Raw genomic sequence first — 21,215 nt, forward strand, 5'->3', positions numbered from 1 at the left:
TACATTCCCCTTTTTATGTTTATTTTTAAAGCCTAAGCTTCTAAAGCAAAATCACTTAATACTCTTGATAAAAACTCTTTGGTTCTTTTGTGTTTTGGTTCTGTAAACATGTCTTTTGGTTTTCCTTCCTCAACTATATATCCTTTTTCCATAAAAATAACCCTATCTGATACATCTCTTGCAAAACCCATTTCATGAGTTACAACTACCATTGTCATTCCATCTTTAGCTAATCTTTTCATAACATCCAATACATCCCCAACAAGTTCTGGATCTAAAGCAGAAGTTGGTTCATCAAATAAAAGCATTTTAGGCTCCATGGCAAGTGCTCTAGCTATTGCAACTCTCTGTTGCTGTCCTCCTGATAAAGTCTTGGGATATGATTCTGCTTTATCCTTTAAACCTACTCTATCTAAAAGTTCAAGGGCATAGGCTCTTGCTTCTTTCTTATTTTTTCTTTTTGTAAGAACTGGCGCAAGCATAACATTTTCTAAAACTGTGTATAAAGGAAATAGATTAAATCTCTGAAACACCATCCCAACCTCTTCTCTAAGGTCTCTGCTGTCTATGCCACTATCAAGCACATTGTTTCCATCATAATATAACTTTCCGCTAGTAGGTATCTCAAGTAGATTAAGACATCTTAGTAGTGTGCTTTTACCTGATCCAGATGGTCCTATTATGCATACCACTTCCCCTTCTTGTATATCCAAACTTATATCTTTCAAAACTTCTAACTCACCAAACTTTTTAGATAGTCCCAAAATTTTATACATACTTATCTCTCCTTCCATAGAAAAATAAAAAAGGCACACTGACCAATTAATTTCAGTGCACCTTTGCATTTAAAATTTATTTATATTTCTTTAATTAAATATCTTATCTATCGGATAAAAGTATATTATCACATTTATAATCTCTAAGTCTATTTACTTTACTGACAATATTTTAGTGCAGTATGAACAATATATTTAAAAAATTTGTTTACAGTGCACTATAATAAATATCTTTAATTTCTTCTAGAGTAAATTCCTTAGGGTGATTTAGTATACTTGGTTTTGAAACCTTCATGCAATTATCCGCCATCCACGCAACATCTTCCTTTTTAACTCCAAGCTCACCTAAGGTAACCTTAAGATTAAGATCTTCTAAAAGCTTATTTATAAGCTTAGAACATTCACTGGCATGGCTTCCCCCTAATAACTTTGCTATATCACCATACTTCTCTACATCACTTTCCCATGACTTTTGGGCTATTACAGGCGTTAAAGCCGCAAGTCCTTTTCCATGTACAACATCATAAAGGCCACTTACTGGGTGTTCAAGTCCATGAGGTGCTGTAACTCCTGCTATACCAATTACCATGCCACCTAAAGTACTTGCCAAGGTAACCTTTTCTAATGCCTCTAAATCACTAGGATCATTATACGCCTTCACTAAATTTTCGGAAAGCAGCTTCATTCCATAAAAGGCTTGCATACTGGTTAGTGGTTGACCAATCTTAGAAACATAAGCCTCCATGTTATGGCAAAGAGCATCAAATCCTACTGATGCAAGTATTGCTTTCGGCATAGTCATCATAAGTTCTGGATCTATAATTGAAGCTTTTGCAATAATTGCATTAGTTCTAAGTGATTTTTTATCCTTGGTTTCTGGATTTGTAAGTACTGAAAAACTATTTCCCTCACTGCCTGTACCACATGTAGTTGGTACTAAAACTGTAGGCAAAGCTTCTGTTCCTTGCTTTATTCCAAATATATATTCAGATATATCCCCAGGATTTTTCGCGGAAAAAGCTATACTCTTAGCTGCATCCATAATACTTCCACCACCAAGAGCTAAAATAACATCACAACAAGTTTCCTTTATTATATCTACACCTTCATATACTGTTGTAGTTAAAGGATTTTGTTCCACCTTATCAAAAATCTCATATTCTACTTTTTCTTCCTTTAATAAAGATATAGCTTTATCAAGTAATCCACTTTTCTTAGTACTACTTCTTCCTGTAACAATAAGCGCTTTCTTTCCATACTTGCCTACCTCTATTCCAATCTCTGAGCTTCTTCCTCTTCCAAACAGTAAATTTACAGGTAAATTATAATTAAAATTCATCATAAGACCTCCCAAACTTCATCCATAATATAAAAAAGTGCCTTTATTAATAAAATAAAGACACCTTTGTTTACACAATAATAGCATATCACTCTAAGTTATTCTATAAATCCTCTAAACAAGATTTTAGTGCAGTTTGAACAAATTAAACCCCATTGCTAACTAAAGACTTATTTTTTATAAGGAAAAAGCTTAATACAAATAACAAGGAACCTGTTCCTATAAGTAAATATTCTATCCTAATCATATCTGCTATAGGCCCAAAGACAAGCATCCCTAAAGGCATCATAGAACTAGATATCATTCCAAAAACTCCAAAAACTCTTCCTAAATAATCTGGTTCAACTTTCTCTTGTAGTAAAACTGTAGAAGGTGTATTGAAGATTGGCATAGCTATTCCAATGAACCCCATAAAGGTTAAATATATATAAAAGTTTGGAACTATTCCAAGAGCTATAATACAGAATGCTGAAATAAAGCTTGAAAACGCCATAGAGTATACCCTGTTTTTAAATCCACCCCATGAAGCCATAATAATGCCACCTAAAATCATACCTGTTGAGAAGGTTATTTCTATGGCTGTTAATCTCCATACATCATTTCCAAAAGCCCTAGTAACTTGAAGTGGCGTTAAAAAGGCAGCTGGTGTAAATAGAAAGAAAAAAGCTGCACAAAATATAAAGAAATTTCTTACATAATGATGACCCCTTATATAATTAATCCCCTTTTGCATGTCTTCAAAATAGCTTAAATTAGAATTTTCTAATGCTTTTTTATGAGCCTCAACTCTTAAGAATATAACTAAGATAGATATTCCTATAAAAGCTGTAACTATATCAATAAAGAAAATAGTTACTATTGAAGTTTTAGTTAAAAGAGCTCCACTTATCATTGGAGATACAAGCATAATTATTGATTGTATACTTCCATTTGCTGCGTTTGCTTTTGTTAATTTATCTTCTGGTACTATTTGAGGTAAAAATGCACCAACTGCAGGTGTTTGAACCCCAGCTCCTAATGCTCTAATAGCTGCTACAACAAAAAGAAGCCACATCTCTCTATATCCTGACATAAATACTATAGCTAAAATAAGTGTTGCAAGTGCAATAGCGGAATCTGCTACTATAATCAGTTTTTTACGATCATATCTATCTGCCCATACTCCTGCGAAAGGAGATAGAAAAAATGTAGGCAAAAATCCACATATAATGTATACAGTCATCATTACTCCAGATTGAGTATTCATGGTAACATACCACATGATAGCATATTGAACTAATGATGAACCAAAAAGCGATATTGTTTGGCTAGATAAAAAAAGTACTATGTCTTTTTTCCAGTTTCTATTCATATTAATTATTCGCTCCAATCATTTAAAATTTAGAAGTGAACTGTAGTTCTTATATTATATATAAGGATAGCTACTTTATCAAATATTTTTTAACTTTTTATGGATAATTTTTGAAAAATAAAAAAGAACGTTGTGATTACTCACAACATTCTTCTCTCTTCTATAACTTAAATCTATATCCTGTTCCCCATAGGGTCTCAATAAATTCTGGATTAGAAGGGTCTTTTTCAATCTTTTTTCTTATTCTTTGAATATGTACTGGTATAGTTGCAGTATCGCCATAAAACTCATCTCCCCAGATTTTATCAAAGATATGCTCCTTGGTAAAAACAATATTAGGATTTGAAGCTAAAAGTAATAAAACTGAATATTCCTTTGAAGTCATCTGAATTTCTTTTCCATAAACCAAAACTCTATGAGATGAAGTATTTATCTCTAGTCCTCCATGACTAATTATTTCAGAAGAACTTTTATCATTTCCCTTAAGTCTTTCATATCTGTTTATGTGAGATTTCACTCTAGCTGTAAGTTCAGCTGGGCTAAAAGGTTTCGTTAAATAATCATCAGCACCAAAGTCAAGCCCTCTTATTTTATCTATATCCTCACTTCTTGCAGATACAACTATTATAGGAATCTCATACTTTTTTCTAACCTCTTTTATTATTTCATATCCATCTACATTGGGAAGCATTAAATCCACTATTATTAAGTCATATCTACCTTCTAAAGCTAGTTTAAGTCCCTTTGCTCCATCAGTAATAATCTCTGATTTATAACCATTAAGCTGAAGATAATCTCTTTCCATCTCAGCTATATTTATATCATCTTCAATAATTAAAATCTCTTTCATACCCTCTTCTCCTTTTGTCTATTCTTCTATAGGAAGTGTTATAGTAAAACAAGTTCCTTCATTTATTTTACTTTCAGCCTTTATACTTCCTCCATGAGCATCAACCAATTCCTTAGATATAGCTAAACCTAAACCAGTGCTCATTAAGTCTTTAGTTCTAGCATAATCTATTCTATAAAATCTATCAAATATATAAGGAAGTTTTTCCTCTGGGATTCCCTCTCCATTATCCTTTATATCAATATTTATAAAACCATTATTAACATATAGCTCAACATCTATCTTAGTTTCTTTATTGGAATTATCGTTAACTCCATCTGTAGGCGCATATTTCACTGCATTTCCTATAATATTTCTAAAAACCTGATGTATTCTTTTTCTATCTATTTTAACTATTAACTCTTCTCTTATTTTACTTTCATAATTAAAGTTTATATTCTTATCTTCCAGTTCAAACTGAAATTCTTCCATTAAATCCCCCATGAAGTTTTCTATATTTATTAATTCAAAATTAAACTCTAACTTCTGCATATCAAGCTTTGAAAACAAAAATAAGTCATCTATAAGCTTATTCATATAACCAGCATTATTATATATTATCTGATTATATTTCTTTATGGTTTCTTTAGGTAAATCTTCAGTATAGGCCATAGTTTCAATATATCCTTGAATAGAGGTTATTGGAGTTTTTAAATCATGTGAAATATTGGCTATAAGAAGTTTTCTGTTTTCCTCATACTCTTTTTTTAATTCTTCACCTTCTTTAAGCCTCTTTGCCATTTCATTAAAGGATTTTATAACCATATCAACTTCACTATTTTCCTCACAATCAACATTAACCCTATAATTTCCTTTAGCTATCTCCACAACCCCCTCATTTAAATGTTGAAGTGGAACTAAAATTCTTTTCTCTATACTAGCTAAAAATAATATCTGACCAATTCCTCCAAGTAACATTAATGACATATAGATGACTCCTATAGCACTAAATCCTATATATCTAAATAGCAAATAACATATAACTAAGTTAATTATTAAAAATAAAAATCTGGTGTACTTAACTTTAGAATAATACCACTGAAATCCCCTATTGTTTCTATGTATCCTTTCAAGGCTCTTCTTAAAATTCTTCTCTAGTCTATGCTTCTCCTCATGCCGTTCCCTTTTAGTTAGATAATCTTTTTTAGTAAGTTCCTCAACATCTTTTTGATATTCTCTAAACAACTCAAAAGAGTCTAAATTAGTTTTTACTTGTCTAATATCCTCTTCAGCATGATACTGTATATGCCTATTGACCTTTATCTCAAGAGATTTTTTCAAGTTTTTCAATTTTTTCTTCATTATATATGCTCCTAGATTTAATAGTATTAACCTTATTTTACATCTAACTCTTAAACATATTTTAACGTATTTATAAAGAAAGTATAAAGTGAATTTCTATTTAAAAATTATTTATATTTGTTTATAAATTTTTTATATCTCTTTTAAATGAAGTTTAAACCTTTCTATTAATATAAACCTGTAAGAAAAATTCTAGGAGGAAAATCAAATGGCAAATATTATTGAAGTAAAAAATTTCACAAAACAATTTGGAGAATTTAAAGCTGTAGACAATATATCTTTTGAGGTTGAAGAAGGAAGTATATTTGCATTCTTAGGACCAAACGGTGCTGGAAAAAGTACAACCATTAATACACTATGTACCATCATAGATAAAACTGATGGTACCTTAACCATAAATGGAAATGAGGTATCTAAGGAAAAAGGAAAGGTTAGACGTGATATTGGAATAGTATTTCAAGATTCAACTTTAGATAATAAACTAACTGTAGAAGAGAACTTAAAATTTCATTGTGAATTTTACAATGTACCAAAGGAAGACATTCAAAACAGAATAAACTTTGTATTAAACTTAGTAGATCTTAAAGCTTGGAGAAAAGCTCCTATAAATAGCCTTTCTGGAGGTATGAAAAGAAGAGTAGAAATAGCAAGAGGACTAGTTCACTATCCTAAAGTTTTATTTCTAGATGAACCTACTACAGGTCTTGACCCTCAAACAAGAGCAAACATCTGGGAATACATATACAAGCTTCAAAAACAAAAAAACATCACCATCTTCCTAACAACTCACTACATGGATGAAGCTGAGATATGTGACAAGGTAGCTATCATGGATCATGGTAAAATAGTTGCTTTTGATACACCTAACAATCTAAAAAAAGAACATACAGGACTTGTAACTAAAATAGGTGTATCAAAGGTATATGATTTTGTTGAATATCTAAAAATGAACCATATAAAGTATAAACAGGAAGAAACCATGTTTACCCTATACTCAAACAACTTAAAGAAAATATTAGAACTAACATCTAACTTTAAAGATATAATCACAGATTTAGAAACTACTAAAGGTACACTTAACGATGTATTTTTAGCTATAACAGGAAAGGAGATAAGAGCATAATGCGTGGAATGACTGCTATTTTAAAAAGAAATCTAATAAACTTTACAAGGAACAAAACTCAACTTATATTCTCAATAGTTATGCCTTTATTTATGCTTTTTGTTTTCTCATTTGTTATGAAACCAACAACAGCTGATATCAGTCAGCCTATCAACTATTTGATATCAGGCATAATAATAATGTCAGTTTTTCAATCTTCTTTAAGTAACTCTACTAATATATTAGAAGATATATCAATGGGGTTCATGAAGGAAATCATAGTCTCACCTATAGAAAGATGGAAAATTTCCATAGGACAAGTACTATCATCAACTATCATAGCTGTTATTCAAGGTCTTTTGATTATCATAATTGCATTATTCATGGGCCTCACACTTGATGCACCTCAATTTATTCAAATGATAGCTGTGATGACCCTAGTAGGTATAACCTTCAGTTCCATGGGCCTATTCTTAGCAACTGTTGCTAAGAAATCAACTACTTTCCAAGTTATGATTACTGCATTTACTTTACCATTAACCTTTTTGTCAGGCGCTTATATACCAACAACCATTATGCCAAAAATCCTTAGACCTTTTGTATACATAAATCCATTAACCTACACAACATCTATATTCAGATATATAGCTTTAAAAATGAATGATCTATCAACAGCTGAACTTGTAAAAGAAGGAGTTTCTTTTGATATTCATGGTTTCATAGTTGGGCCCTTCACAGGAATATTAATCATAATCATCATGGGCCTTATCTTCTTCTCACTATGCGTATATAAATTCAATAAAGCAGACTTTTCAGATGTTAAGGTGTTTAATCCTGAAAGATAATTATATCTAAATATTATAGACCCAAGTTCATGTAACTTGGGCCTATATTTTTATGATGGGCCTCTTCATGGGCCTTTTATATTTTCTTATATTTTAACTATCTTAAACCACCAATATATGAAAAATTTAATGTTTCCTCCTAAAAAAACAAATACATTAACCAAGCATCTCTTTAACTTCGCTTTCTTTCTGAAATAATAGACATCCTCCATCATGTTCTCCCATAAGCATTCCTGTTTCATTAAGCTTTCTAAACAAGGGTGATTTTAATGCTGCCCTCAATGAATGTTCCTTAAGGTTTATATCTGAATAAGGTGAAAATGGACATGGTTCTGCTGAGCCATTAACATTTATATGAAAGAAACCTCTTCCTGCAGCTAAACATCCACCTGAATATTTCTCATCTCCTGGGAAGGATATAAATACTGTATCCTCATAACTTTCTCTTAGTTCCTGCTGTTTAATTTCTAATGTTTTACGTTCTAAATCAGTTGGAGCAAGATACTTGGTTTCCTCTATTACAGGAACATACTCAACAAAAACTACAGCTCTACAACCTTTGTCATATAATTTTTGAAAGAATTCCTTGCTAGTTACTGTATTTACATTCTCTGTAGTTACTGTAACGGATGCTCCATACAAAAGACCAGCATCTTTTAAGGTATCCATTGCTTTCATTATAGTATTGTAAGTTCCAAACCCTCTTCTATTATCTGTCTGCTCCCTATCCCCTTCAATACTTATGATAGGTACAAGATTTCTATTTTTATCAAACAACTTTAAATTATCTTCTCTAAACAAAGTTCCATTTGTAAACACAGGGAAAATTATTTCCTTAATCTCAGCTGCCTTTTCTATAACTTCTCTTCTCATTAAAGGCTCCCCACCAGCAAGTAATATAAATGAAACTCCCATCTCTTTTGCTTCTTTAAATAATTCTGCCCATCTTTCTGTACTCATTTGTTTATTTTCTAAGCCTTCACCACAAGATTTATTTTCTCTCGCATAACAACCCTTACAAAATAAATTACAGTTACTTGATATACTTGAAATTAAGAAAGCTGGAACATTCTCTCCTTTTTCTATAAAAGCTTCCCTTCTCTTTTTAGCTTCTTTACTTGCTAAAGCATATTTAACTACAAAAGCAGTTTCCTTTGGATTTTTAAGAGAAGCTTTAACTATTCCCTTAACTATATTCTCTATCCCATTACTAACATAATCCGATAAACTGAATTCCCTACTCATTTTTATTCTCCCCTTATATAACCTTATTTAAGTTATTATAAATTGATTATATGCCCTAAAATCAACCTTGCATCTTAAAATTTTCTTAATATTGTTTTTATTTTGGGATATATGGTATATTTAAACAAATGATAAGATTGAGGTAAGTTTATGAAAGCTGAAAACATTACAAGATTATCAATTTATACATTGACAGCTATAGGCACTGCATTATCTTATGAAATTCAAAATGCTCCTTATTTTATAATGATGTTCTTCATATTTATACTTAATTCTAGAATCAGGTTACTATTTTTAACACCCAAAAATAGAAATAATCTCTTGTTAGTCTCAATTATTTCAGATTTAGCTCTAGTGTTTTTATTATCTTCTAAATATCCTTATATGACTTATTTTTTGCTTTATATAACAATATTAGACTCACTATCATTATTAAAAAGTGAAGGTTATATTTTATCTATTATTGCCTCTGCCTTTATACTATTTTATATCAAAGAAAAAGGTCCTGATATTTTTATACTTAATCTTTTTATCATTCTTTCATTATCTATTTTTTCTATAAACAAAAAGAATCTTAATAAGGATTTTAAGGAAACAGAAATTCTATTTGATGAAAATAGAAGATATAGTTATGAACTTGAAAATACTAAGAAGATTTTAGAAGACTATTCCTCCAAGATTGAATCCTTATCAACGCTTCAAGAGAGAGCTAGAATAACAAGTGAAATTCACGATAATCTTGGTCATAAACTAACTGGCGTGCTTTTTCAGCTCGAAGCTGGAATGAGAGTTTCTAAAAAAGATTTAGAAAAAGGCTTAGATATAATAGAATCCTCTAGAGCTACTTTAAGTTCCACTGTAGATATGCTAAGTGATACTTTAAAAAATATTAATCCTGGGGAATATTCAAATAGAGTACTTTCTATAAAACAGATGATTGATGACTTTATATATTCATCTAATATTGATATAAGTTTTGATATTAAAGGAACTCCTGTAAAGCTCTATCCAAGTATGGAGGTTGCCCTTTATAAAAATGCTAAAGAAGCTATAACTAATTCTGCTAGACACGGTAAATCTAAAAAAATATGGATCACTTTAAAGTACGAAGAAAAACAGGTTATACTTACAGTAATAGATGATGGAATTAGCTGTAAAACTCTTGTTAGAGGTATGGGAATTAAGGGAATGGAAGAACGTGTTAAAATCATAGATGGAGAACTTTTCATTTCTACTGAAAAAGGTTTTGAAATTACTACTATAATTCCAATTAAAAGTTAAAGGAAGGTAACTGTACTATGTCTATAAATGTACTTATTGCTGATGATGAAGAGCTAATAACCAACAGCCTCAAAATGATTCTCAATTATGAGGCTGATATAAATGTTTTGTTTGTATGCCAAAATGGAGACGAGGCCTACGAAAAAGTTCTCCAAAATAATAATATTCATGTTGTTTTAATGGATATAAGAATGCCTGTGTGTGACGGTGTACTATCAACTAAAAAAATCCTTAAAGTAAGACCTGATATAAAAATCATCATACTTACAACTTTTAACGATGACGAATATATTTTTGAAGCTCTAAAAAATGGTGCTAAAGGTTATCTACTTAAAAACATCAAAGCTGATGAAATAATAAAAGCAATAAGAATAGTTCATGAAGGAAATCTTCTAGTACATCCAGAAGTAGCTACAAAACTTTCATCTATGCTTAAAGCTGACAAGAAAAAACTTATTTATAACTTGAACTTATCTGAAAATGAAATAGAAATAATAAAACTAATATCAGATGGTTTAAGCAATAGAGAGATAGCAAAAAAGATATTTTTGACTGAAGGAACTGTTAAAAATAAGATAACAGATATCCTAAGCAAACTTAAATTAAGGGATAGAACTCAAATAGCAATTTTTTATTTAAAAAACTTTAGTTAAAAATGACCTAAGTCACCCATTTTCATGACTTTATGTTGTGGAAATAGGTGGCTATATTTTTTAAACTATTATTATAAAGATTTTAAAAATAAGGGGGAGAGAATGTGTCACTAATAGAAATACACTCTTTAATTAAACGTTATAAAAATAAACTTGCTGTGGATAGTTTAACTCTAGATATAAACGAAGGCGAAATCTTTGGACTTCTCGGTCCAAATGGAGCTGGCAAGAGCACTACAATAAATATTTTAATGGGTCTTATTAAAGCTAATGGGGGAAATGTTTTAATAAATGGATTGGATATTAGTAAAAACTCTTTAGAAGCAAAACAACTTATGGGTCTTGTTCCTCAAGATATAGCAATTTATGAATCCTTATCAGCACAGGATAATGTAAAATTCTTCGGAAGCCTTTATGATTTAAAAGGAGCGGATTTAAACCTAAAAGCTAAAAAATCTCTTGAATTTGTTGGTCTTTTAGATAAAGCTAAAGATAAACCAAAAACATTTTCAGGTGGTATGAAAAGAAGGCTTAACATAGCCTGTGCCATTATACATCAACCTAAAATAGTAATAATGGATGAAGCTACTGTAGGCATAGATCCTCAATCAAGAAATCATATATTAGAAGCAGTAAAAGAATTAAATAGACAAGGTTCAACTATAATCTACACTAGTCATTATATGGATGAGGTTGATGCTTTATGTAACAAGATTGGAATAATGGATCATGGAAAACTCATAGCTTGTGGCGAGAAAAATGAAATAAAAAAACTTTCAAAAACAGATGAAATTTTAAACATAGAAGCAACTGATATAAGATATAATCCTATTAAAGAACTTAAAAATTTACCTGGAGTTAAAAATGTCTCCATTAATGAAAATACTATAAAAGTAATATCAACAAGAGGACAAAGTATACTTCAAGATGCTCTTTTCATTCTATCAAGAAGTGATGTAAGAGTAAAAAGCATAACACTAAAAGAACCTGATTTGGAAAGTGTATTTCTTTCTCTTACTGGAAGAAACTTAAGGGATTAGGAGGATAACATGAAGGTTTTTAATATATCAATCAATTACTTAAAACGAATTTTTACAAACCCTTTTCTTATAATCCTCATACTCGCAGGCTCTTTACTTGAAACTTTTTTGGTAAGTTCAAATATAAATAGTGCTTCTAGTAGCATAACTGACTCTATATCTCAAAAATATACAGTGGTAATGATTGTAGGTGTAAATAAGAATGCTAATATGATCCAACTCATATGTTCCTCTACCTTAGCGTACTTTCTTCTCATAACTGCTATTATTATGGTTGGGCTTAATATCTCTGACAGAAAAAACAAAACCTTTATGAGGATGTATTCCTGCCCTGTAAAAAAGAGCACCGTTATTTTAGGAAACATTATTGGCCAATTTTTAATAACCTTTATTGTAGCAGTTTTTTATATGCTTTTTTCTTCTATCTTATTTAAAATTAACTATGGACACAGCTTAATTGAAATTTTTATAGTAACAATCTTTGCAGTATATATTTCAGCATCTTTTGGCTTTTTCATGTCTGGATTATTTAAAAATTCAACTGCTGGAGTTAGCACCTGTGCTTTTATTTTATTTTTCTTGGCTCTTTTTAGTGATAGCTTTTCACTAAGCGGAGACTTTGATGCAACTTCAAAATTCACCTTAAACAAGTGGATTTATGAAAGTTATTATAGTTTAATGCAAGAAAACCCCCTTAGTTCCATAGTTCAAAATTTAATCGTCCTTATGTTACTAGGTACGTTATTTAACGTTCTTGGAATTCTATTATACAAAAGGGAGAAAACATATGAATAGTATTAGAATATGCTTAAATATAATGAAAAGATTATTTAAAGACCCAGTAGCGCTATCCTTAATCCTAATAGTTCCTCTACTAGGAGGAGTTCTCTCTTCATTTATGTTTAACAAAGATACTTTAATAAAAATAGCTATAACTGATAGCGACTACACTTCATCTATCATAAATTTATTAGAGGACACTAATAGATATAAAGTCGAAATACTTAATGAAGAAGATATAGAGAAATTCATCAATAATAAAAGTATAGAAATAGGTATAATAATGTCTTATCCCTATGAAAAGACTAAGATACTGTGTAAAAGACAAAATGGAAATGTAAATGAGCTTAATTTATTGCTAGATTCATACTTTAAAGCTTTAGATGACCCTATGGAATTTAAAAATATAGATACAAATTCAACTGTTAAAGAAAATAGTAAAGATAATTATAAACTTTCTGCTTCAGTTGGTTTCCTACTTATGTCCTTATTTATGTTTTCAGGAGCTTGTACAAACATTCTCATAGATGATATTAATTCTAAAACCTTTATGAGAATTTTCAGCGCTAGAGTAAAATCTCATAATATAATTTTCGGTCATATTTTAGCAAGCATTTTACTAAGCTCTATACAAATTTTTTTATTTTTAGTTTTGTCTAAATATGTACTTCATATGGATTACAGAATCACATCTCCTGTGTTTTTTATTAATTTAATAGCTTTTTTTATCGCCTCCCTTGGTATAAATATCGCTCTAACAAGTTTAATAAAAACAACACAAGCTTTAAGTATTATCAATTTTGTATTGGCAGGATGTTTTTGTGCAGTAGGAGGTACATTTATTCCCGTAAGTAGCATGTCTCCTGCCCTTCAGACAATATCAAACTTCATACCAAACAAATGGCTTATGGAATCTTACGATAAACTAAGTAATGGTTCTTCCTTCAAAGAAGTTTATATAAACATTTTAATTTTACTACTTTTTGGAGCAGTGTTTTCGACATTTGGAATTAAAACCCTAAGGTTTTACGAAGAGGATTAATAGAAATTAAAATATAGGTATCGCTTCATGTCTTTCATTATCCCTTGCAATTTTTAATATAAGTCTTTACCATATCATAAACATATACTATACTATAGTTATATTCTTAAATAATAATAATTATCCTTTGATGGATTTATAATAATTATATACACTATAAAGGGGGAAATACATGAATAACGTTTTATTTGCTTTTGGACTAACACTTTTTGCTGGTTTATGTACTGGTATAGGTAGTGCATTAGCTTTCTTTACTAAAAAAACAAACACGAAATTTTTATCTATAAGTCTTGGTTTTTCAGCTGGAGTTATGATTTATGTTTCTATGATTGAAATATTTTTTAAGGCCAAAGATGCTCTTGTAGCTGAACTAGGATTAAAGTCTGGTTCTTGGGCTACTGTTGGTGCATTTTTCGGAGGAATGTTTATAATAGCACTTATTGACAAACTTATCCCAAGTGGAGAGAATCCTCACGAAGTTCATTCAGTTGAGGATATAAACAACAAAACCTCAGACCCAAAATTACTAAGGATGGGAATATTCACAGCTCTAGCTGTAGGTATTCACAATTTTCCGGAAGGACTTGCTACTTTTATATCCGCTCTTCAGCAGCCATCTATAGCTATACCAATAGCTGTAGCCATAGCAATTCATAATATTCCAGAAGGAATAGCTGTATCTGTTCCAGTATATTATGCAACAGGGGACAGAAAAAAAGCTTTCTTTTACTCTTTCCTATCTGGACTTTCTGAACCTATAGGCGCATTGATTGGATATTTAGTATTAATGCCATTTATAAATGACTTTGTATTTGGAATAATTTTCGCTGGAGTTGCTGGAATAATGGTATTTATATCTTTAGATGAACTACTTCCTTCAGCACAAAAATACGGTGAACATCATCTATCAATATACGGCTTAGTAGCTGGTATGGTAGTTATGGCAGTAAGTTTATTACTATTTATATAAGAAGAAGACCGTGTACTGTTTTGAGTATACGGTCTTTCTTTCTATTTATTTAAATCAATCTCTATTTTATATCTATCATCAATTTCAGGTTCTGTAATCATAGGTATTGCAATCTTATATTTTTTATTTTTATCAACAGCTGGTAGCTTTATTGAAACAATCTTTTCTGCTTGATTCTCCATAACAGCTCTATCTCCATCTTCTGCTCTTCTAGTATCCTTATAATCTTCATCTAAAATTATTACCTCATTAATGTTTCTGTATCTATAGGCTCCATTTCCCTCTAACTTAAAAGTCAATTTAGTATATTCATTTGTAGCTTCAATATTTTTTATTGTAACTGAGTTATTATCACTAACATTTATTGTATGATTTATCAGACTATCCATAGATACAAACGCTCTATTTTTATCAATATTATATACACTAATTACCTCATCTAGTGAATATCCTTTTCTCTTCTCCTCTTTTGTTACAGGTCTGCTTTTACTTATAACTTCACAATCATCACTTTTATTATTTGTTGTAGTTTGTAGTATTGGATATGAAAATCCCTTAACATCTTGCCTCTTTTCTCCCCATCTCTTAAACGATGGAACAACAATTAAGGATTTAACAGTTGATAAATCATCGAATATCTCTATCTTTCCTTCATATTTTTGATTATTAGAACTTCCACCTGTTTCATTTGCATCTAGTATTTTCCCATTCTCATCCTTAACAATAAAACTAAAAATCCCATTTTTCTTTCCTTCATTTATACTATCATATTTTCCAGAATAATTTATTGTGTTGCCTAATGGACTTATGACCATTTTATCAAGAGTCAATGTACTATTTGGTATTTTTATGTTTTTATCTAGGTTTATAACTTTAGAATTAAAAACATTGTTCATTTTACTTACATTAAATTTGAATTCCCAGGGCCCCATTACATCTCCAATCCAAATCATATTGAAGTAAACATCAATACTATTATCTAAAGTTAAATCAGATATATTGGCCGTTACTATACTTACTAGCTTATTGTCAGAAATCTTCTTATCTTTAGCACCATAACTTTTTACCATCTCTCCATTTAACTCAATTCCTCCCATATTTCCTTTGTCTTCCTCAAGGCCGTCTCCTTCAATTGTTGAAGTTATAACCATACTATTATCATCAATGGCAATTTCATCTATTGTAACCTTTATCCCATTTTTTCCAACGGACTTATTAATTGATGTTGCAAATTTTTCATATGCCGATAGATTTCTTCCCATTCTATCATAATCTATAAGTTTAAATATTGACCCTACCCCTGGTATAGCTTGAACAATCTCGGGGTTATTGATTCCAACTATAACTACTAATGCTAAAGTTGCAGCTATTGCTCCTATCCTCTTATATATCTTCTTATGTTTTCTTCTTTTTTTCTCTTTTTTTCCTCTTTCAAATCCTTTTTTTACTGCTAAATCTATTCCTTCTGGTATCTTAATCATTTCTTTTATATTATTTAAATCATCCATTTTAAGCACCCTCCTTACTCATAAACACTCTTAATTTCTTAAGTGCGGCATTAAGATGTGTCTTTACAGTTCCTACTGGATATTCAAGGACTTCTGATATTTCTAATATAGTTAAGTCTTGAAAATACTTTAGTATTATTACATTCTTATATTTATCTTCAAGCTTGTCTACATAGTTTATAATGTCTAATCGTTCTTCTAATTTTTGATTTTCATGATAATTTGCATCTTTTTTTACTATCTTTTCTATCTCAATAATTCTTTTCTCTTTTTTTATTAGATCCAAAGCATTATTTATCAAAATTCTTGTTATCCAAGTTTTAAAATATTTGGGCTCCTTCAATTTTTCTATAGATATATACGCTTTATAAATAGTTTCTTGAAGAACATCTAATGCATCCTCTTCATTTTTCACGTAACTATAGGCTGTCCTATAAAGATTCTCTTTAAAAGTATTTATTAAATACTCAAAGGACTCTTCATCTCCCTTAATTGCTCGTTTAACTCTATCATCTAAATTCATTATTATGCTCCTTAAACTCAAAACTCCTTCTACCTTTATATCGTAGCTACAACTATTAGACAAGTAATTTTTCAAAAAGGTTTTATTTATTTTAATGAAATCTCCATTTTAATCTTCATTATTAAAAAAGCAGCAAAATCACTCTAGATTTTACTGCCTTCTTATATACTTTCAAATTAATGTATGAAATTCATATCCTTCTCTTTTTAACTTATTTATGATTTCTGGTAGTGCCTCTGCTGTAGCTTCTTTTCCATATGTATCATGCATTAAAACAACTAGATTACCATTTCTAGCAACCTTTGTTTTTGTTTCATTAAAAACATCTATGAGTCCGTCTTTATTTTTTGGTTTTCCTTCTGCATCTCCCACGATACAATTCCAATCTATGTAGGAATAACCTTTTTGAGCTAGAATTTTTTCTGCTTCACCCATTCCCTTCCATGAGTAGCTTCCTCCTGGAAAACGAATTACTCTGGTTCTATATTTTTCTCCTAATTCCCCTGTTATTAGATTATTAGTTTTTTCTATTTCACCTATAAATGTATTGATATCAATTTTACCACCAGGATATAATTTTTTATAGTTATGAGAATATGTATGAGCCCCTATTGCATTCCCTTCTATTACTATCCTTTTTAATATCTCTTTTGACTTATCTGATTTGTTCAACTCATTTCCAACTATAAAAAAAGTACCATTAACTTTATTTTCCTTAAGTATGTCTAAAATTTTAGGAGTTACAGTTATTGATGGGCCGTCATCAAAGGTAAGATATGCAACCTTTTTTTCCAAACTTTTAAAGTTTCCAGACTTTAGCATGTTCATTACAGCCATACTGTCTGATAATATACCCATATCTTGATATGCCGATTCTATACTTTCACTAATACCATCGGTGTACAATTCTTTAGAAAAATTAGTTATGATCCTTTCTTTAAGGTTAGTATAATTATAAATAAAAAATGCTACAGCTAAAATAATTATTCCATAAATCAATCCCTTAACTACAATTCTATTCTTTTTCTTTTGTCTAAATATATTTTCCATTTCCCCCTCCTTGTCTTTTATTTTCTTTTCATTATTTATTATGCTTTAAAACTGTTGTATTATTTAACTTTATTGACATTCCCTCTATTTTACAGATGGTAAAAAGGAAAGTTCTTTCGAACTTTCCCTAGATCTTTAAAAAAGCTTTTACGATTGCGAGACCTATTATCCGTCCGGCAATACCGGCAGCGAACCTAATCATTACTTTATTCTAGATTCTATACATTTTATAGAATTGCTAGCTACTTATAATACTAATATATACAATAAAAGCGAAATTTGTTACATTTTAAAACTTTATATTCCCATTATTTTTATAATCTTTTATATGACTTCTACTGCATTCTCTTTATATGCTATACTAAACTTATGATAATCACTTTAATTTTTTTGCTAGCAGGAGGTTTGATATGTATAAATGTTGTATTTTTGATTTAGATGGTACTTTAGTTGATTCTATAAAGGCAATCTCCTATACTTCTAATTTAACTTTATCTAAATACGGACTTGCTCCAATCTCTGAGGAAAAATATAAGATTTTTGTTGGAGATGGTTATAAAAAGTTGATTGAAAGAGCACTTATCTATTCTGGAGATAAAGAGTTAATTAACTATGAAGATGCTCTTAAAACTTATACAGAGTATTTTGAAATTCATTGTATGCATGAGGTTAAACCCTATGATGGAATCAAGGACATGCTTCATGCCTTAAAAGAAAAAGGGGTAAAGATAGCTGTACTATCAAACAAACCACATGAAAGAACTCTCGATAATATATATGGGGTTTTTGGTGAGGATTACTTTGATATGGTATCTGGTGAAAAAGAAGGGGTTAGAAGAAAACCCGATCCAATTGGTGCCATTATTACAGCTGAATCTTTAGGTATATCCCCTAAAGAATGCTTATACATAGGTGATACCAGTACTGATATGGAAACTGGAATAAAAGCAGGCATGGATACTATTGGGGTTACTTGGGGATTTAGAACACGTGAAGAGCTTGAAAGTTATTCACCAAAATATGTTATAGATCATCCTAGTGAAATCACAAAAATAGTTTCTCTTTAAATGCTTTAAAGCCATTGCATCTCTGCAATGGCTCTATTTTATTCTTCTAATGCATCTGTATAAATTACGACTGCATCTCTTAAGAATTTTGCAAGACCTGGTTTATTTTTATCATAATAAGCTGTAAAACGCTCATCATCTACATACATTTGAGCTACACCTGCATGAGCTTCTTTTGAATATCTATTCCATGCAAAGGTAATCCATTTACGATGTAGTTTAGCTACCTCTTGAGCTGCCTCTCCCGCTGGATCTCCAGTTTCAAAAGCCTCTTCAAGCTTATCTAATATAGTCTGACCTAATTCTTCAAACTCTGTATACTGCTCTTTAGACATATTTTTGAATCTCTTATTAGATTCATTAATTGCATCCTCACCGTATTTTTCTCTTATTTCCTTACCATATTTCTTTTCGTTATCATCAACTAGCTTTTGCTTAAAGCCTTCAAATTTTTCTTTATCTGACATAATGATTCTCCTTTCATCCTTATCAATAGTTTTTTCAACATTTTTGATAAGTGTTTCTAACTGTTTTCTTTTTTCTAGGAGTTTCTCATGATGTTCTTTCAGTGCCTTGGTTTTATCAAAGTCTTTAGATGTAATGATTAACTTTATATTATCTAAACTTACATCCAATTCTCTAAAAAACAATATTTGTTGCAACATATCTACTTCAGCTTCACCATATATACGATATCCTGAAGAATTAATTCTTGCCGGCTTAAGAATTCCTAATTCATCATAATATCTTAATGTTCTGGTGCTAACACCTGCTAGTTTAGCTAATTTATTCACTGTGTACTCCATAAGCTCCCTCCTGACAATTTAACTATACACCTTGACGTTGCGTTAAAGTCAACAGGTTTTTTATAGTTTTTTTATTTATTATTTAACTATTGCTTATTTGGTAATATAGACAGTTTTTCTCCTGGCTTAATCTCAATATCTATCCCATAAGCACCTATCCAAACTGATATAGCTGTAGGATTATACACTATTGAGCAATCTGCTGAATACTTCAAAGCATCTAAAGCTTTTAAATAATCTATGATTTCAATATTAGTAGCATACCATATAGAGTTATTATTACTAACTAGTTTACTGAATTCCTCAATTAAATTCCAATTCTCATTTAAGTCAAACTCATAACTATGTCCCCATACATATAATAATTCCATAGACTTATCTTCTGACTCCAAAAAGTTTTTGGTAATTTCTAAAAATCTAGGATTTGTATGATGACAAGTTGGATGCCATTCTAGAAAAGTATCTGGCAAAGTAAATTTTTCATGTTGCTTTACAGTTCTTGAATATTCAATTCCACAGCTATCTATTACATCGAGGACTTTTTTATTGTAAGTGCCAAATGGATATGCCATACCCCTTACAGGATACTGAGTTATTTTTTCTAAGTTTTTTCTATCTTCAAATACTTCATTTAAGATCATTTCTTTTGGAAGTTCTTCTAAATGAGGATGAGTTAAACTATGAACAGCAATCTCATGGCCTTTGTACAGCCTCTCAATTTCATCAATATTTATTCTACTTATAGTCTTTCCATTTTGGGTCCAATAATTATCCTCACTTTGTATAGCAGAATTAAGATTAAAAGTTGCCTTCAAGTAATATTTATTGAAAATACTTACAAGTTTTTTATCTTGAATTACCCCATCATCGTAGCTAAGAGTTAATGCTTTTCTCTTTCCACCTGGAAAAAGGTTTATAACAGTACTCATTCAATCACTTCTTTCTTTACTATATAATCTATATAAGCTTGTTTTATCATTTCTCCTTCATATAACCTTTCAATAACTCTATCTTCTTTATAAAGGATTGTCATGTCTTTAAAATGGCTTTCACCTTCATTAACTTCATAATAGGTATGAATAACCTCTTCTCCTCTTTCTATCTGAAGAAATTCATTTTTCCCAAGTTCTTTCCCATCTCCATACCATTCATCATTTATAGAGAGAAAATTTAAACAACATAACCCACCAGGCTTTAGAACTCTCTTAATTTCATTTATGGATGTTTCTATATCCTTTTTTGTCATATGAAAAATAGAATTATAAGAATAGATAAAGCTTAAGGATTCATCCTCAAAAGGCAGGCTTCTCATATCTCCTTTTGAGATATTTAAATTAATTCCATGTTGCTTAGAAAACTCATTAGACTTATGTAATTGATCATCGCTTATTTCTAATCCATAAGTTTTATAACCATGTTGCAAAAATAATGAAAGTGGTGGTAAGTCTCCTCCTGCTCCGCAGTCCAATACCTCTTTATCTAGATCACTTTCATTACAATAACTTAAAAACCTATATAATTGTGGTTGCTTCAATATTACCTTCATTTTTCTCCCCCTATCAATAACAAGTTTTTTCTAAATATTTCTATACATTAATATTATCACTAAATCAGAGCTTTTCAATAAATTACAAAACAAAAAGCCA

The 21,215-nt window shown here is 30.3% G+C and carries 21 protein-coding genes; 9 read left to right on the forward strand and 12 right to left on the reverse strand.

What is annotated here, in order from left to right; genetic code table 11:
* Nucleotides 1–32: 32 nt before the first annotated feature.
* The 5 genes from BUA92_RS05315 to BUA92_RS05335 all read right to left on the reverse strand — a co-directional run bounded on the left by BUA92_RS05315 (nucleotide 33) and on the right by BUA92_RS05335 (nucleotide 5,657).
* Entirely contained in the window at nucleotides 33–776 is a 744-nt protein-coding gene (locus tag BUA92_RS05315) for an amino acid ABC transporter ATP-binding protein (RefSeq protein ID WP_073017478.1), read from the reverse strand.
* Between the two features lie 208 nt (nucleotides 777–984).
* Nucleotides 985–2,115, reverse strand: a complete 1,131-nt coding sequence (locus BUA92_RS05320) for an iron-containing alcohol dehydrogenase (RefSeq protein ID WP_073017480.1) — start codon at nucleotides 2,113–2,115, stop codon at nucleotides 985–987.
* 145 nt (nucleotides 2,116–2,260) lie between these two features.
* A complete protein-coding gene (locus tag BUA92_RS05325) occupies nucleotides 2,261–3,466 on the reverse strand; it encodes an MFS transporter (RefSeq protein ID WP_083553415.1) in 1,206 nt (401 codons plus the stop codon).
* Between the two features lie 160 nt (nucleotides 3,467–3,626).
* On the reverse strand, nucleotides 3,627–4,316 hold the full coding sequence (locus BUA92_RS05330) for a response regulator transcription factor (protein WP_073017484.1): 690 nt from the start codon (nucleotides 4,314–4,316) through the stop codon (nucleotides 3,627–3,629).
* Between the two features lie 18 nt (nucleotides 4,317–4,334).
* Nucleotides 4,335–5,657 carry a sensor histidine kinase gene (locus tag BUA92_RS05335; RefSeq protein WP_083553416.1) on the reverse strand — a complete coding sequence of 441 codons (1,323 nt, stop codon included), beginning with the start codon at nucleotides 5,655–5,657 and terminating at the stop codon, nucleotides 4,335–4,337.
* A 208-nt stretch (nucleotides 5,658–5,865) separates the two neighbouring features.
* Between BUA92_RS05335 and BUA92_RS05340 the strand changes: the two genes are divergently transcribed.
* Both BUA92_RS05340 and BUA92_RS05345 read left to right on the forward strand, forming a co-directional pair.
* A complete protein-coding gene (locus tag BUA92_RS05340; protein WP_073017486.1) occupies nucleotides 5,866–6,780 on the forward strand; it encodes an ABC transporter ATP-binding protein in 915 nt (304 codons plus the stop codon).
* Complete coding sequence (locus BUA92_RS05345; protein ID WP_073017488.1) at nucleotides 6,780–7,604, forward strand: ABC transporter permease; 825 nt, start codon at nucleotides 6,780–6,782, stop codon at nucleotides 7,602–7,604. Before BUA92_RS05340 ends, BUA92_RS05345 begins: the two co-directional genes overlap by 1 nt.
* Before the next feature lie 156 nt (nucleotides 7,605–7,760).
* Here the strand turns inward: BUA92_RS05345 and BUA92_RS05350 are convergent, their stop codons facing one another.
* Nucleotides 7,761–8,849: a radical SAM protein gene (locus tag BUA92_RS05350; RefSeq protein ID WP_073017490.1), complete on the reverse strand. Its 1,089-nt coding sequence runs from the start codon at nucleotides 8,847–8,849 to the stop codon at nucleotides 7,761–7,763.
* A 150-nt stretch (nucleotides 8,850–8,999) separates the two neighbouring features.
* Between BUA92_RS05350 and BUA92_RS05355 the strand changes: the two genes are divergently transcribed.
* The 6 genes from BUA92_RS05355 to zupT all read left to right on the forward strand — a co-directional run bounded on the left by BUA92_RS05355 (nucleotide 9,000) and on the right by zupT (nucleotide 14,615).
* Nucleotides 9,000–10,130: a sensor histidine kinase gene (locus tag BUA92_RS05355; protein ID WP_073017492.1), complete on the forward strand. Its 1,131-nt coding sequence runs from the start codon at nucleotides 9,000–9,002 to the stop codon at nucleotides 10,128–10,130.
* 17 nt (nucleotides 10,131–10,147) lie between these two features.
* The gene (locus BUA92_RS05360; RefSeq protein WP_073017494.1) at nucleotides 10,148–10,783 is read left to right on the forward strand and encodes a response regulator transcription factor; all 636 of its coding nucleotides are present in this window, start codon (nucleotides 10,148–10,150) and stop codon (nucleotides 10,781–10,783) included.
* 104 nt (nucleotides 10,784–10,887) lie between these two features.
* Nucleotides 10,888–11,823 carry an ABC transporter ATP-binding protein gene (locus BUA92_RS05365; protein WP_073017496.1) on the forward strand — a complete coding sequence of 312 codons (936 nt, stop codon included), beginning with the start codon at nucleotides 10,888–10,890 and terminating at the stop codon, nucleotides 11,821–11,823.
* Between the two features lie 9 nt (nucleotides 11,824–11,832).
* On the forward strand, nucleotides 11,833–12,618 hold the full coding sequence (locus BUA92_RS05370) for an ABC transporter permease (RefSeq protein ID WP_073017498.1): 786 nt from the start codon (nucleotides 11,833–11,835) through the stop codon (nucleotides 12,616–12,618).
* Nucleotides 12,611–13,645 (forward strand): ABC transporter permease, encoded by a 1,035-nt coding sequence (locus BUA92_RS05375; RefSeq protein ID WP_073017501.1) that lies wholly within the window; start codon nucleotides 12,611–12,613, stop codon nucleotides 13,643–13,645. Before BUA92_RS05370 ends, BUA92_RS05375 begins: the two co-directional genes overlap by 8 nt.
* Nucleotides 13,646–13,817: 172 nt before the next feature.
* Entirely contained in the window at nucleotides 13,818–14,615 is a 798-nt protein-coding gene (zupT, locus tag BUA92_RS05380) for a zinc transporter ZupT (protein WP_073017503.1), read from the forward strand.
* Between the two features lie 41 nt (nucleotides 14,616–14,656).
* Here zupT and BUA92_RS05385 read toward each other — a convergent pair whose 3' ends face one another.
* The 3 genes from BUA92_RS05385 to BUA92_RS05395 form a co-directional block, all read right to left on the reverse strand.
* Complete coding sequence (locus BUA92_RS05385) at nucleotides 14,657–16,123, reverse strand: DUF4179 domain-containing protein (RefSeq protein ID WP_073017505.1); 1,467 nt, start codon at nucleotides 16,121–16,123, stop codon at nucleotides 14,657–14,659.
* A gap of 1 nt (nucleotide 16,124) precedes the next feature.
* Nucleotides 16,125–16,646, reverse strand: a complete 522-nt coding sequence (locus tag BUA92_RS05390) for a sigma-70 family RNA polymerase sigma factor (protein ID WP_073017507.1) — start codon at nucleotides 16,644–16,646, stop codon at nucleotides 16,125–16,127.
* A 171-nt stretch (nucleotides 16,647–16,817) separates the two neighbouring features.
* Nucleotides 16,818–17,696: a polysaccharide deacetylase family protein gene (locus tag BUA92_RS05395; RefSeq protein WP_073017509.1), complete on the reverse strand. Its 879-nt coding sequence runs from the start codon at nucleotides 17,694–17,696 to the stop codon at nucleotides 16,818–16,820.
* Nucleotides 17,697–18,106: 410 nt separating this feature from the next.
* On the opposite strand from BUA92_RS05395, the gene BUA92_RS05400 reads away from it, so the two are divergent.
* Nucleotides 18,107–18,763: an HAD family hydrolase gene (locus BUA92_RS05400; protein ID WP_073017511.1), complete on the forward strand. Its 657-nt coding sequence runs from the start codon at nucleotides 18,107–18,109 to the stop codon at nucleotides 18,761–18,763.
* 38 nt (nucleotides 18,764–18,801) lie between these two features.
* Here the strand turns inward: BUA92_RS05400 and BUA92_RS05405 are convergent, their stop codons facing one another.
* The 3 genes from BUA92_RS05405 to BUA92_RS05415 all read right to left on the reverse strand — a co-directional run bounded on the left by BUA92_RS05405 (nucleotide 18,802) and on the right by BUA92_RS05415 (nucleotide 21,115).
* Nucleotides 18,802–19,569, reverse strand: coding sequence for a MerR family transcriptional regulator (locus BUA92_RS05405; RefSeq protein WP_073017513.1), 768 nt, complete (start codon nucleotides 19,567–19,569; stop codon nucleotides 18,802–18,804).
* A gap of 86 nt (nucleotides 19,570–19,655) precedes the next feature.
* The gene (locus tag BUA92_RS05410; protein ID WP_073017515.1) at nucleotides 19,656–20,498 is read right to left on the reverse strand and encodes a polysaccharide deacetylase family protein; all 843 of its coding nucleotides are present in this window, start codon (nucleotides 20,496–20,498) and stop codon (nucleotides 19,656–19,658) included.
* Nucleotides 20,495–21,115, reverse strand: a complete 621-nt coding sequence (locus tag BUA92_RS05415) for a class I SAM-dependent methyltransferase (protein ID WP_073017517.1) — start codon at nucleotides 21,113–21,115, stop codon at nucleotides 20,495–20,497. Before BUA92_RS05415 ends, BUA92_RS05410 begins: the two co-directional genes overlap by 4 nt.
* Nucleotides 21,116–21,215: the final 100 nt, after the last annotated feature.

The organism is Clostridium intestinale DSM 6191 (genome assembly GCF_900130055.1).
Lineage (GTDB): Bacteria > Bacillota > Clostridia > Clostridiales > Clostridiaceae > Clostridium_T > Clostridium_T intestinale.

Excerpts from the sequence above, each read along its gene's own strand:
- BUA92_RS05315 (WP_073017478.1), bottom strand. The coding sequence starts at position 776 with ATGTATAAAATTTTGGGACTATCTAAAAAGTTTGGTGAGTTAGAAGTT.
- BUA92_RS05320 (WP_073017480.1), bottom strand. The coding sequence starts at position 2,115 with ATGAATTTTAATTATAATTTACCTGTAAATTTACTGTTTGGAAGAGGA.
- BUA92_RS05325 (WP_083553415.1), bottom strand. The coding sequence starts at position 3,466 with ATGAATAGAAACTGGAAAAAAGACATAGTACTTTTTTTATCTAGCCAA.
- BUA92_RS05330 (WP_073017484.1), bottom strand. The coding sequence starts at position 4,316 with ATGAAAGAGATTTTAATTATTGAAGATGATATAAATATAGCTGAGATG.
- BUA92_RS05335 (WP_083553416.1), bottom strand. The coding sequence starts at position 5,657 with ATGAAGAAAAAATTGAAAAACTTGAAAAAATCTCTTGAGATAAAGGTC.
- BUA92_RS05340 (WP_073017486.1), top strand. The coding sequence starts at position 5,866 with ATGGCAAATATTATTGAAGTAAAAAATTTCACAAAACAATTTGGAGAA.
- BUA92_RS05345 (WP_073017488.1), top strand. The coding sequence starts at position 6,780 with ATGCGTGGAATGACTGCTATTTTAAAAAGAAATCTAATAAACTTTACA.
- BUA92_RS05350 (WP_073017490.1), bottom strand. The coding sequence starts at position 8,849 with ATGAGTAGGGAATTCAGTTTATCGGATTATGTTAGTAATGGGATAGAG.
- BUA92_RS05355 (WP_073017492.1), top strand. The coding sequence starts at position 9,000 with ATGAAAGCTGAAAACATTACAAGATTATCAATTTATACATTGACAGCT.
- BUA92_RS05360 (WP_073017494.1), top strand. The coding sequence starts at position 10,148 with ATGTCTATAAATGTACTTATTGCTGATGATGAAGAGCTAATAACCAAC.
- BUA92_RS05370 (WP_073017498.1), top strand. The coding sequence starts at position 11,833 with ATGAAGGTTTTTAATATATCAATCAATTACTTAAAACGAATTTTTACA.
- BUA92_RS05375 (WP_073017501.1), top strand. The coding sequence starts at position 12,611 with ATGAATAGTATTAGAATATGCTTAAATATAATGAAAAGATTATTTAAA.
- zupT (WP_073017503.1), top strand. The coding sequence starts at position 13,818 with ATGAATAACGTTTTATTTGCTTTTGGACTAACACTTTTTGCTGGTTTA.
- BUA92_RS05385 (WP_073017505.1), bottom strand. The coding sequence starts at position 16,123 with ATGGATGATTTAAATAATATAAAAGAAATGATTAAGATACCAGAAGGA.
- BUA92_RS05390 (WP_073017507.1), bottom strand. The coding sequence starts at position 16,646 with ATGAATTTAGATGATAGAGTTAAACGAGCAATTAAGGGAGATGAAGAG.
- BUA92_RS05395 (WP_073017509.1), bottom strand. The coding sequence starts at position 17,696 with ATGGAAAATATATTTAGACAAAAGAAAAAGAATAGAATTGTAGTTAAG.
- BUA92_RS05400 (WP_073017511.1), top strand. The coding sequence starts at position 18,107 with ATGTATAAATGTTGTATTTTTGATTTAGATGGTACTTTAGTTGATTCT.
- BUA92_RS05405 (WP_073017513.1), bottom strand. The coding sequence starts at position 19,569 with ATGGAGTACACAGTGAATAAATTAGCTAAACTAGCAGGTGTTAGCACC.
- BUA92_RS05410 (WP_073017515.1), bottom strand. The coding sequence starts at position 20,498 with ATGAGTACTGTTATAAACCTTTTTCCAGGTGGAAAGAGAAAAGCATTA.
- BUA92_RS05415 (WP_073017517.1), bottom strand. The coding sequence starts at position 21,115 with ATGAAGGTAATATTGAAGCAACCACAATTATATAGGTTTTTAAGTTAT.